We start from the raw sequence: 11,295 nt of genomic DNA on the forward strand, positions 1-11,295 counted from the left end.
CACGCGCTCGATACTCAATTTGGACAATGACTTGGATGGCTATCCTCAGACGGACCTCAGGCCGCCTGGGAGAGTCTCGACTTCTCGCGGCTGATCACCTCGCGCGCCAGCCGCAGATAGGCCTGGCTGCCGGCGCATTTGAGGTCGTAGAGCAAGACGGGCTTACCGAAGGACGGCGCCTCCGACACCCGGACGTTGCGCGGTATGACCGCGTCATACACCTTGTCGCCGAAGTGCTCCCGGACATCCTTGGCCACCTGATCCGACAGGCTGTTGCGGCGATCGTACATGGTCAGAACCACGCCCTGAATCTCGAGCTTGGGATTGAGGCTGCCCCGCACCCGCTCGATGGTCCGCATCAGCTGGGTCAGGCCTTCCAGGGCGAAGAACTCGCACTGCAGCGGCACGAACACCGCGTCGGCGGCGGTCATGGCGTTGACGGTCAGCACGTTCAGCGACGGCGGGCAGTCGATCAGCACATAGGTGTAGGGGCCGTTGGCGCGCAGCGGCTCCAAGGCGTCGCGCAGGCGGTAGGAACGCCGCGCCTGCTGGCCCAGCTCGATCTCCACGCCCGACAGGTCGGCATCGGCGGGAATCACGTCCAGGCCTGGCAGCTCGGTCGGCACCGCCGCATCGACCACCGGCTTCTCGCCCATCAGCACGTCATAAAGGGTGGTCCGACGCTGCATGCGGGTGATGCCCAGGCCGGTGGAGCAGTTGCCCTGCGGGTCGGCGTCGATCAGCAGCACGCGTTCGCCGCAGGCCGCCAGGGCGGTGCCCAGATTGATCGCGGTCGTGGTCTTACCCACCCCGCCCTTCTGGTTGGCGATGGCGAGGACGCGCAGCGGTTGGTCAGACTTTACGGACACTCTTAAGCCCCTTCACTTGCACGATCTGGCCTCGCGGGTCGCTCAGGGATGACCGCAGGGTCGACTCGAATTTCCAATATGTAGCGGCCTCGGCCAGCTCCGAAGCGACATCTTGTCCCTTCAAGAACCAGGCGACCGCGCCGCGCTTCAGGTAGGGCTGGGCGTACCCGAGCAGTCTGACCATCGGCGCGCAGGCGCGCGCGGTCACGATGTCGACTTTCAGGTCCAGCTCTTCGGCGCGGGCGTTATGGATCTCGGCGGGCAGGTTCAGCGCGTCGACGACCGCCCGCAGGAACTTGCAACGCTTGGCCATGCTCTCGACCAGGTGGACCTTGGCCCCCGGCGTGTCCTTCAGCAGGATCGCCAGCACCACGCCGGGCAGGCCGGCGCCGGCCCCGAGGTCGGCCCAGGTCCTGGCGCCCGGCGCCAGCTGCAGCAGCTGGGCGCTGTCCCAGGCGTGACGGTTCCAGTAGGTGGCGATCGTCGCCGGACCCACCAGGTTCATCACTTCGTTCCACTCGGCGAGCAGGGCCTGGAACCGCACAAGATCGGCCAGTTGGCTGTCGGAACAGCCCGTCAGCCGCTGGAATGCGGCGGCGTCGACGGGATCGAGGTCCTCGATGACCAGGGGCGAAACGACAGCCGACATCAAGCGGCCTTCGCGCGGCGGACGTGGGCCAGCAGCGCGGTCAGGGCCCCGGGCGTCACACCTTCGATCCGCGCCGCCTGGCCCAGGGTCAGGGGCTTCACGCGCGCCAGCTTCTCGCGTACCTCGTTCGACAGGCTGCCGACCAGGCCGTAGTCCAGATCGGCCGGCAGGCGCAGGTCCTCTTCCTTGCGGAAGGCCTCGGCGTCGTTGCGCTGGCGGTCGAGATAGCCGGCATAGGCCGCCTCGATCTCGATCTGCTCGCGAGCCATCGGGCTCCACGTGGAAATCTCCGGCCATACCGCGGTCAGGCCGTCAAGCGTGACATCGGGCAGGGCCAGCATGGCCAGGACATCGCGACGCTGGCCGTCGTGATTGACCTTGAAGCCGGCGCGATTGGCCTCGGCCGGGGTCAGGGTGACCGACCGGGCGAAGGCGCGAACGGTTTCCAGCTCGGCCTTCTTGGCCGCCCAGAACTCGCCGCGGACCGGACCCACCACGCCCAGGGCCAGGCCCTTGTCGGTCAGGCGCTGGTCGGCGTTGTCGGCCCGCAGGATCAGGCGGAACTCGGCGCGGCTGGTGAACATCCGATAGGGCTCGGTGACGCCCCGGGTGACCAGATCGTCGATCATCACGCCTATATAGGCCTCGTCGCGGGCGAAGACGGCGGGCTCCCGGCCCTGCGCCGCCAGCGCCGCGTTCAGCCCGGCCATCAGGCCCTGGGCTCCGGCTTCCTCGTAGCCCGTCGTGCCGTTGATCTGGCCCGCCAGGTAGAGCCCGGTCAGACGCTTGGTCTCCAGGGTCGGGTAGAGCTCGCGCGGATCGACATAGTCATACTCGATCGCATAGCCGTACCGGATGACCTCGACGTTCTCGAGACCCGGCATGGTGCGCAGGAACAGCAGCTGGGTCTCGGCCGAGACCGAGGTCGAGATGCCGTTCGGATAGACGGTGTCGTCGTCCAGGCCTTCCGGCTCCAGGAACACCTGGTGGCTGGTCTTGTCGGCAAAGCGGACGACCTTGTCCTCGATCGACGGGCAATAGCGCGGGCCGATCCCGGTGGCGCGACCGCCATAGACCGCCGACTCGCCCAGGCGCTCGGCGATGATCTTGTGGGTCTGCGCCGTCGTGTAGGTGATGCCGCACTGGATCTGCGGCACGTCCACGTGGGTCGTCAGGAACGAGAACGGCTCGGGCTTCTCGTCGGCGGCCTGCATCTCCAGGCGATCCCAGGCGATGGTCTTGCCGTCCAGGCGCGCGGGGGTGCCGGTCTTCAGGCGGCCCATGTCGAACCCCAGGGCGTAGAGCCGGTCCGACAGGCCGATCGACGGCGCGTCGCCGACCCGGCCGGCCGAGATGCGGGTCTCGCCCTGATGGATGACGCCCTTCAGGAAGGTGCCGGTGGTCAGGACAACACGAGAAGCGCGGTAGATCCCGCCCTCCCCGTCGATCACCCCAGCCACGACGCCGTCCTCGACGATCAGGTCTTCGGCCGCGGCCGCGATCACGTCGAGATTCGGATAGGTGAACAGCTCGGCCTGCATGGCTTCGCGATAGAGCTTGCGGTCGATCTGCGAGCGCGGGCCGCGCACGGCGGGGCCCTTGGAGCGGTTCAACAGCCGGTACTGGATGCCGGCCTTGTCGCCGATCCGGCCCATCAGGCCGTCCAGGGCGTCGATCTCGCGGACCAGGTGGCCCTTGCCCAGGCCGCCGATAGCCGGGTTGCACGACATCTCGCCGACGGTTTCGCGCTTGTGGGTCAGCAGCAGGGTGCGCGCGCCGGCGCGGGCCGACGCAGAGGCGGCCTCGCAGCCGGCGTGACCGCCGCCGATGACAATGACATCCCAAGTGTTGGACAAGCTTGCGCGCCTCGAATGCGAACGCCCCCGTCTCGGCGGGGGCGTGTTAGCCTTATACGCGAGACTCCCCGCAGCGGCGAGTCGGTCCCGGGTGTTTCACGTGAAACACGCCCGAGACATCTGTGATCAGCCTGTGGACAGTTCAAGCCGATGTTTCACGTGAAACATCACTTCCCGATGCAGAAGGTTGAAAACACTCGATCCAGCACGTCTTCCGGATCGATGCGCCCGGTGATCCGCGACAGCGACCGCGCGGCCAGTCGCACATCCTCGGCGGCGAGCTCAACCTCGAGCCCGACATCGGAAAGCGCGCGCTGAAGATAGGCCCGCGCCTCGGTCAGACTTTCAGCGTGGCGGATACGAGTGGCGGCCGGGAACTCCGCGCCAGACAGGGCGTCAACCACGTGCGCCGTAAGCGCCGCCCTCGCCTGCTCCGTACCGCCCGGTTTGCGGGCGGCCAGTTCGATCACCGCCAAGCCACGGGTCGACAGGACTTCCCGCAACTCCTCCAGACGATACGCGTCGACCAAGTCGATCTTGTTGATCACAGCCCAATCGCCGGGCTGAACCACCGCCAGCTCCTCGTCCTGTTTCACGTGGAACATGGCGGCGTCTATAACCCAGAGACGGAGGTCAGCCTCGGCCGCCCAGGCCCGCGCCCGGCGCACGCCCTCGGCCTCGATGGCGTCCTCGGTGGCGCGCAGACCGGCGGTGTCCGCCAGCAAGGTCTTGTAGCCGCCGAGGGTCAACGGGACCTCGATGATGTCGCGGGTGGTGCCCGGCGTTGAGGTGACGATGGCCGCGTCGCGCTCGGCCAGGGCGTTCAGCAGAGTGCTCTTGCCGGCGTTTGGCGCGCCGACCAGGGCGATCCGGAAGCCGTCCCGGACACGGCGGCCCCGCGAAGAATCCTCCAAGGCCACCCCAATCTCGGCCTCCAAGGCCGCCAGTCCGGGGCGAGCGCGAGCCGCGACATCCTCGGGCAGTTCCTCGTCCGGGAAGTCGACCGCGGCTTCGAGCATGGCCAAAGCCTGGACCAGCAGACCGCGCCAGGCGTCGTAGCGCTGGCTCAACGCGCCGCCCAGCTGACCCAGCGCCTGGCGACGCTGCGCCTCGGTCTCGGCGTCGATCAGGTCGGCCACGCCCTCCGCCTGGGTCAGGTCCAGCTTGCCGTTCTCGAAGGCTCGCCGCGTGAACTCGCCTGGCTCGGCCAGGCGCAGACCCTCGGCGGCGAGGGCTTCAAGCAAAGCCTCGACCACGGCCCTACCGCCGTGCACGTGAAACTCGGCGGCGTCCTCGCCGGTATAACTGGCCGGCCCCTGGAACCAGAGCACCAGAGCGTCGTCGAGGGCGACCCCGTCGCGGGTCAGTTGGCGCAGGGCCGCACGACGCGGCTTGGGCAGATCGCCCGCCAGCGCGCGCACGGCGTCGGCGGAGCGCGGCCCAGAGACCCGGACCACGGCAACCGCCGCCCTGCCCGCGCCCGTGGCCGGCGCGTAGATCGTGTCGTTCATTCGGACTTGCCGCCCATACCGCCGACCGCCGCCCCGGCCGCCGCGGTCATCAACTTGCGGAACTGGTCCTGGGCCCCCGCCCCGAACGCCATCCAGTTCTTCATCAGCTCCTCGGGCGCCAGCATGGCCATGTTAGAGGTCATGCGATCCTGCATCTCCTTGACCAGGTGATCGTTCAGGGCGCTCACGTCCGGCAGGCCCAGGAAGGCGCGGGCCTCCACCGGCGTGCAGTCAATCTCAATGGTCATCTTCATGATCTGGGGTTCCCTGCCGCGGAAGCACGATGTTGTTATGCCTCGACCGCAACGGCGCACGTTAGAGCGCTTCGGTCGAAAGTCCCATCGACGCCCTGAAGATCCATGCCTGGATACGGAGAGCCCCATGTCCGAGACCCTCACGATCACCACGCCCGACGGCGCCTTCTCGGCCTATGTCGCCCGCCCCCCAATGGCTTCGGCGGCGGCGTCGGCTCCGGCCATCGTCGTCATCCAGGAGATCTTCGGCGTCAACAAGGTCATGCGCGACGTCTGCGATGACATCGCCGCCCAGGGCTTCGTCGCCGTCTGTCCCGACCTGTTCTGGCGCATCGAGCCGGGCATCGACATCACCGATCAGAGCGAAGCCGACTGGAAGCGCGCGTTCGAGCTCTACAACGCCTTCGACGTCGACGCCGGCGTTTCGGACATCGCCGCGACGATCGCCGCCACCCGCGCCCTGCCCGGCGTCAACGGCAAGATCGGCGCGGTCGGCTATTGCCTGGGCGGCCTGCTGGCCTTCCTGACGGCGACCCGCACCGACGCGGACGCCAGCGTCTCCTACTACGGTGTCGGAACCGACAAGTACGTGGCCGAGGCCGAGAAGCTGGCGCGACCCCTGCTGATCCACATCGCCGAGGAAGACCAGTTCGTGCCGAAGGAGGCCCAGAAGGTGATCCTCGACGCGCTGAAGGATCACCCTCAGATCGAGATCCATACCTATCCAGGCCGCGACCACGCCTTTGCGCGGGTGGGCGGAGCGCACTACGACGCGGCCGACGCCGGTAGGGCCAACGCCCGCAGCCTGGCCTTCTTCAAGTCCAACCTGGGCTGACCGTCATGCTGGCCATACAAGCCGTCCGCACCGGCGGCCCCGAAGTGCTCGAAGCCGTCGACCTGCCCGTCCCCTCGCCGGGTCCTGGCCAGATCCTGGTCCGCCACCAGGCCGTGGGTCTGAACTTCATCGACACCTATCACCGCAGCGGCCTCTACCCGATGAAGATGCCGGCGGTCCTTGGACTGGAGGCGGCGGGCGTCGTCGAGGCGCTGGGCGAAGGCGTCACCCGGTTCAAGGCCGGCGACCGTGTCGCCTATAACGGCACGCTCGGCGCCTATGCCGAAGCCGCCGTGGTCCCGGCCGATCGCGCGGTGAAGGTCCCGGATGCGGTCAGCCTGGAGACCGCCGCGGCCGTCCTGCTCAAGGGCATGACCGCCGAGTTCCTGGTCCGCCGTTGCCACGAGGTCGAACCCGGTCAGACCGTTCTGATCCACGCGGCCGCCGGCGGTGTCGGCTCCATCCTGGTGCAATGGGCCAAGGCGCTGGGCGCGCCCGTGATCGCCACGGTGGGTTCGGAGGCCAAGGCCGCCCTCGCCCGCGATCACGGCGCCGACCATGTGATCCTCTACGGCGAGGAGGACGTCGCGGCCCGGGTGGCGGAGATCACCGGCGGCCAGGGCGTGGCCGTGGTCTATGACGGGGTCGGCAAGGACACCTTCGAGGCCAGCCTCAAGAGCCTGGGCCGGCGCGGCATCCTGGCGACCTTCGGCAACGCCTCGGGTCCGGCCCCGGCGATCGCGCCGCTGGAGCTGGGAACCAAGTCGCTGTTCCTGACCCGGCCGCGCCTGTTCGACTACATCGGCACGACGGCCGAACTCGATGAGAGTGCGGCGGCCTTGTTCGCGGTGCTGGCGTCGGGGGCGGTGAAGATCGAGGTCGGGCAGACGTTCCCGCTGGCGGACGCCCGCGCGGCGCACGAGGCGCTGGAGGGACGGCGGACGACCGGGGCGACGCTGCTGATCCCGTAGGCGCGACTTCCCCCTCCGGCCCTTTGGCCACCTCCCCCACAGGGGAGGAGCTAAAAGAAAGGGCGGCTGGATTGCTCCAGCCGCCCTTCGTGTTTCACGTGAAACACCAAGCTTAAGTGTTCATGCTCTGGAAGAAATCGCCGTTGGTCTTCGACTGGCGCATCTTCTCCAGCAGGAACTCGATGGCGTCCGAGGCGCCCATCGGGTTGAGGATGCGGCGCAGGACGTAGGTCTTCTGCAGCTGGTCGCGCGGGGTGATCAGCTCTTCCTTGCGGGTGCCGGACTTCAGCACGTCGATGGCCGGGAAGATGCGCTTGTCCGCGACCTTGCGGTCCAGGACGATTTCCGAGTTACCGGTGCCCTTGAACTCTTCGAAGATCACTTCGTCCATCCGGCTGCCGGTGTCGATCAGGGCGGTGGCGATGATCGACAGCGAGCCGCCCTCCTCGACGTTCCGCGCCGCGCCGAAGAAGCGCTTGGGGCGCTGCAGGGCGTTGGCGTCGACGCCGCCGGTCAGCACCTTGCCCGACGACGGGACGGTGGTGTTGTAGGCGCGGCCCAGACGCGTGACCGAGTCCAGCAGGATGACGACGTCGCGCTTGTGCTCGACCAGGCGCTTGGCCTTCTCGATGACCATCTCGGCCACCTGCACGTGGCGGGTCGCCGGCTCGTCGAAGGTCGAGGCGATGACCTCGCCCTTCACCGTGCGCTGCATGTCGGTGACTTCTTCCGGGCGCTCGTCGATCAGCAGGACGATCAGGTAGCACTCGGGGTGGTTGGTCTCGATCGACTTGGCGATGTTCTGCAGCATCACCGTCTTGCCGACCCGCGGCGGGGCGACGATCAGGCAGCGCTGGCCCTTGCCCAGCGGGGCGACGATGTCGATGACCCGGCCCGAACGATCCTTGATGGTCGGATCGGGCAGTTCCATGTGCAGGCGCTCTTCGGGATAGAGCGGCGTCAGGTTGTCGAAGTGGACCTTGTGCTTGACGTTGTCCGGGCTCTCGAAATTGATCTTCGAGACGCCGGTCAGGGCGAAGTAGCGTTCGCCTTCGCGCGGCGAGCGGATGGCGCCCTCGATGGTGTCGCCGGTGCGCAGGCCGAACTTGCGGATCTGCGAGGGCGACACGTAGATATCGTCAGGACCCGGAAGATAGTTGGCTTCCGGCGAGCGCAGGAAGCCGAAGCCGTCCTGCACCACTTCCATCGTGCCCGAGCCCGAGATCTCCACGCCTTCCTCGGCGAGGGTCTTCAGGATCGCGAACATCATGTCCTGCTTGCGCATGGAGTTGGCGTTCTCGACCTCGAAGGTCTCGGCGAAGGCCAGCAGGTCGGCCGGGGATTTCTCCTTCAGCTCCTGCAGGGACATGGTCTTCAGGCCCATGGCCGCCACGGTGGCGCCCACTTCGGATTCATCGTCGCCGCCGTCGCCTTCGGGCGCGTCCTGCGGATCGCTGGAAACCTCGGCCGTCGTGTCGATGACGGGCTCTTCGGTCTCGGATTGGTTTTCGGTTTGGTCGGTCATAGTTGACACTCAACGTCGCGCGGCCCGCGGGGATGCGAGCCGAGCCTTGGTTCTAAAACGGACTCGTCGCGGTGAGGCGGCGAGCAGGTCGCGCCATGACGACGGCGCGTATCGATCGGGGGACAGACCTTCGAAGCGAGAGGCTCCGGGGGCGCGTCAGGACGAGCGCCGGTCCGTAAGAGGCGGGGAACAGGCCGCGAGGCGACCTGTCTGTCTGGATGGGAACCACAAGCGGCCCCGCCGGTCAAGCGAAGCCGCCCGGGTCGCCGCTGGGCTAGTGGCCCAGGAACTTGGTCGTCACCGACAGCACGATGACGATCGCGGCCAGGAACGGCAGCTCGTTGGTCATCCGCCAGAACTTCTCCGAGCGGGTGTTGGTCCCGGCGGCGAACTGGCGGCGGGCTTTGGAGACGAAGCCGTGCCAGGCGAACAGGAAGATCAGGGCCGCGATCTTGGTCAGGGCCCAGGGCTTGAGGAAGAAGTCGTGGCCCAGCCGCTCGGTGTCGATCATCGCCAGCAGCAGGCCCATCAGCAGGGCCAGGATCATCGCCGGATTGATGATGATCCGCAGGGTGCGCAGCTCGGCCAGCTTGAACGTCGCGTCCATGTCCGAGCCGGGCTCGGCCTTCATGTGATAGACGAACAGACGCGGCAGGATCAGCATGCCGGCGATCCAGGCCATCACGAAGATGATGTGCAGCCCGCGGATCAGGTCGAAATGCGGGGCCAGGAAATCGATCACGCCGAAGCTCCCTGCTTGTTCGGACATTGGGTGCGGTCGCCGCCGCAGCGCCAGGCGCAGGCGGTGACCAGGCGATCGGGCGCGCCAAGGGCGCCTTGAATGGTGCGGCCGAGGCCCGCGATGAAGCCCGGCGTCACGCCCAGGGCCGGCACGCGGACATAGACCGGGCAGCCGGCCTCGAACGCCACCTGGCGGTATTCGTGATCCAGCTCGACCAGGGTCTCGATGTGCTCGGAGACGAAGGCGATCGGCGTGACCACCAGCGCCAGGCCCTGTTTGCTGGCGGCCTTGATCTCGTCCTCGGTCGAGGGCCCGATCCACTTCATCGGACCGACGCGGCTCTGATAGGTCACCCGCCAGTCCCAACCTTCGCCCAGCCTGGCAGCCACCGCCGCGGCGGTGGCCTCGATCTGCTGCTGATAGGGATCGCCGCCCAGGATCACCTTTTCCGGCAAGCCGTGCGCCGAGAACAGCAGGCGCGCCGAACCGGGACGTCCGGCCTTGTCGTAGGCGGCCTTGATCAGATCGGCATGGGCCTGAACCAGATCTTCGTTCACCGGATAGCAGCAGACGGTCGAGACCCGGCCGGGACCCTTGCGATAGGCCCGCTTCCACGCCTTCAGCGACGAGCCGGTCGTGGTCGACGAATATTGCGGATAGAGTGGCAGCAGCACAACCTCGTCAGGCGCGAAGGCCTTCACGGCCTTGGCCGTCTGGTTGGTCAGCGGCTTCCAGTAGCGCATGGCGATGAAGCAGCGGGTTTCCGCGTCCGGGAAGCGCGCGGCCAGGTCCGCCTCAAGCGCCCTCGCCTGCTTTTCGGTCTCCGGCAACAAGGGCGAGCCGCCGCCCATCAGGGCGTAGTTTTCCTTGGCCAACTTGGCGCGCGTCCCGGCGATCAAGGCGGCGATCGGATAGCGCAGGGGCGCCGGCAGGCCGATGATCGCCTTGTCGCGAAACAGGTTGAACAGGAACGGCCGCACCGCGTCCGGCCCATCAGGCCCGCCCAGATTGAACAGGACGACGGCTATGCGCTTGGTCACTTGCCGGTGACCCGCGCCAGCACCGCCTCGACGTGGGCGATCGGCGTGTCGGGCAGGATGCCGTGACCCAGGTTGAAGATGTAGGGACCCTGCCCCCACTGTTCCAGGAGCTGGTCGACCCGCGCCAGCAGGGCGTCGCCGCCGGCCCGCAGCAGCAGGGGATCCAGCGCGCCCTGGATGGCCTTGGTCTTCTGGATGGACTGGCCCAGCGCCGCGGAGGCCTGGGTGTCCAGCGCCACGCCCTGGACGGGCGCCAGCTTGGCGTAGGTCTCGACCAGCGTGCCGGCTCCGCGCGGGAAGCCGATCACCGGCGTGGTCACGCCCTTGGCGCGCAGGCCTTCGATGATCGCGGTGTGCGGCTTGGTCACCAGGCGGTCGAACAGCGGCTCGGACAGGCCCTCGGCCCAGCTCTCGAACAGCTTCAGCACCTGGGCGCCCGACGCCGCCTGCATGGCCAGGTAGTCGATGGTCGCGTCGACCAGCACCTGGATCAGGGCGTCGAGCTTCTCGGCGTTCTGGTAGGCGTAAGTCCGGGCGCCGGAGCGATCGCTGGAGCCGCCTTCGATCATGTAGGTCGCCACGGTCCAGGGCGCGCCGGCGAAACCGATCAGGGTCCGCTCGGGCTCCAGGGCCGAACGTACGCGGCTCAGGGTCTCGCCCACCGCGCCCAGCGCCTGGCCGGCCTGACCCGTCAGCTCGCGCATCGACTCGATCGACGGCAGCTCGCCCAGCTTGGGACCCTCGCCCGCCTCGAACCACACCTTCTGGCCCAGGGCCTGGGGGATCAGCAGGATGTCGGCGAAGACGATGGCCGCGTCATACGGAAACCGCCGCATCGGCTGCAGCGTGACCTCGGCGGCCTTCTCCGGGTTCAGGCAGAAATCGATGAAGGTCGGCTCGGTGGCGCGAACGGCCCGATACTCCGGCAGATAGCGTCCGGCCTGCCGCATGAACCACACGGGCGGACGTTCGGCCTTGTGGCCATCCAGGACGGAAAGGAGCTTGGGCTGGATCGGGGGCTTCGAAAGCGAGGTCATGTCAGG

Annotated in this window: 11 protein-coding genes; 2 read left to right on the forward strand and 9 right to left on the reverse strand. The window is 67.8% G+C overall.

Translation table 11 applies throughout. The features are described from left to right. Positions 1-56: 56 nt before the first annotated feature. The 5 genes from AC1DYP_RS03865 to AC1DYP_RS03885 form a co-directional block, all read right to left on the reverse strand. The gene (locus tag AC1DYP_RS03865) at positions 57-869 is read right to left on the reverse strand and encodes a ParA family protein (RefSeq protein WP_477034455.1); all 813 of its coding nucleotides are present in this window, start codon (positions 867-869) and stop codon (positions 57-59) included. Continuing rightward, positions 853-1,518 carry a 16S rRNA (guanine(527)-N(7))-methyltransferase RsmG gene (rsmG, locus tag AC1DYP_RS03870; protein WP_477045209.1) on the reverse strand — a complete coding sequence of 222 codons (666 nt, stop codon included), beginning with the start codon at positions 1,516-1,518 and terminating at the stop codon, positions 853-855. Before rsmG ends, AC1DYP_RS03865 begins: the two co-directional genes overlap by 17 nt. Beyond that, complete coding sequence (gene mnmG, locus AC1DYP_RS03875; protein WP_477045210.1) at positions 1,518-3,374, reverse strand: tRNA uridine-5-carboxymethylaminomethyl(34) synthesis enzyme MnmG; 1,857 nt, start codon at positions 3,372-3,374, stop codon at positions 1,518-1,520. Before mnmG ends, rsmG begins: the two co-directional genes overlap by 1 nt. A gap of 167 nt (positions 3,375-3,541) precedes the next feature. Further along, positions 3,542-4,885, reverse strand: coding sequence for a tRNA uridine-5-carboxymethylaminomethyl(34) synthesis GTPase MnmE (mnmE, locus tag AC1DYP_RS03880; protein ID WP_477045211.1), 1,344 nt, complete (start codon positions 4,883-4,885; stop codon positions 3,542-3,544). Then, positions 4,882-5,139 (reverse strand): DUF6489 family protein, encoded by a 258-nt coding sequence (locus tag AC1DYP_RS03885; RefSeq protein ID WP_477045212.1) that lies wholly within the window; start codon positions 5,137-5,139, stop codon positions 4,882-4,884. The genes mnmE and AC1DYP_RS03885 overlap by 4 nt, the downstream gene beginning before the upstream one ends. A gap of 127 nt (positions 5,140-5,266) precedes the next feature. On the opposite strand from AC1DYP_RS03885, the gene AC1DYP_RS03890 reads away from it, so the two are divergent. Next, entirely contained in the window at positions 5,267-5,974 is a 708-nt protein-coding gene (locus AC1DYP_RS03890) for a dienelactone hydrolase family protein (RefSeq protein ID WP_477045213.1), read from the forward strand. Between the two features lie 5 nt (positions 5,975-5,979). Beyond that, the gene (locus AC1DYP_RS03895; RefSeq protein ID WP_477045214.1) at positions 5,980-6,945 is read left to right on the forward strand and encodes a quinone oxidoreductase family protein; all 966 of its coding nucleotides are present in this window, start codon (positions 5,980-5,982) and stop codon (positions 6,943-6,945) included. Between the two features lie 112 nt (positions 6,946-7,057). On the opposite strand, the gene rho is transcribed toward AC1DYP_RS03895, so the two are convergent. The 4 genes from rho to hemE all read right to left on the reverse strand — a co-directional run bounded on the left by rho (position 7,058) and on the right by hemE (position 11,289). After that, positions 7,058-8,470: a transcription termination factor Rho gene (gene rho / locus AC1DYP_RS03900; protein WP_477034462.1), complete on the reverse strand. Its 1,413-nt coding sequence runs from the start codon at positions 8,468-8,470 to the stop codon at positions 7,058-7,060. Positions 8,471-8,744: 274 nt separating this feature from the next. Next, positions 8,745-9,212: a CopD family protein gene (locus AC1DYP_RS03905; protein ID WP_477045215.1), complete on the reverse strand. Its 468-nt coding sequence runs from the start codon at positions 9,210-9,212 to the stop codon at positions 8,745-8,747. Further along, entirely contained in the window at positions 9,209-10,252 is a 1,044-nt protein-coding gene (gene hemH / locus AC1DYP_RS03910; protein ID WP_477045216.1) for a ferrochelatase, read from the reverse strand. The genes AC1DYP_RS03905 and hemH overlap by 4 nt, the downstream gene beginning before the upstream one ends. Next, positions 10,249-11,289 carry a uroporphyrinogen decarboxylase gene (gene hemE / locus AC1DYP_RS03915; RefSeq protein WP_477045217.1) on the reverse strand — a complete coding sequence of 347 codons (1,041 nt, stop codon included), beginning with the start codon at positions 11,287-11,289 and terminating at the stop codon, positions 10,249-10,251. Before hemE ends, hemH begins: the two co-directional genes overlap by 4 nt. Positions 11,290-11,295 lie beyond the last annotated feature (6 nt).

This window comes from Caulobacter sp. P1_D6 (assembly GCF_056406095.1).

Bases quoted from the DNA above. Each gene is read 5' to 3' on its own strand.
- rsmG (WP_477045209.1), bottom strand. From the start codon at position 1,518: ATGTCGGCTGTCGTTTCGCCCCTGGTCATCGAGGACCTCGATCCCGTC.
- mnmE (WP_477045211.1), bottom strand. From the start codon at position 4,885: ATGAACGACACGATCTACGCGCCGGCCACGGGCGCGGGCAGGGCGGCG.
- AC1DYP_RS03885 (WP_477045212.1), bottom strand. From the start codon at position 5,139: ATGAAGATGACCATTGAGATTGACTGCACGCCGGTGGAGGCCCGCGCC.
- AC1DYP_RS03890 (WP_477045213.1), top strand. From the start codon at position 5,267: ATGTCCGAGACCCTCACGATCACCACGCCCGACGGCGCCTTCTCGGCC.
- AC1DYP_RS03895 (WP_477045214.1), top strand. From the start codon at position 5,980: ATGCTGGCCATACAAGCCGTCCGCACCGGCGGCCCCGAAGTGCTCGAA.
- rho (WP_477034462.1), bottom strand. From the start codon at position 8,470: ATGACCGACCAAACCGAAAACCAATCCGAGACCGAAGAGCCCGTCATC.
- hemE (WP_477045217.1), bottom strand. From the start codon at position 11,289: ATGACCTCGCTTTCGAAGCCCCCGATCCAGCCCAAGCTCCTTTCCGTC.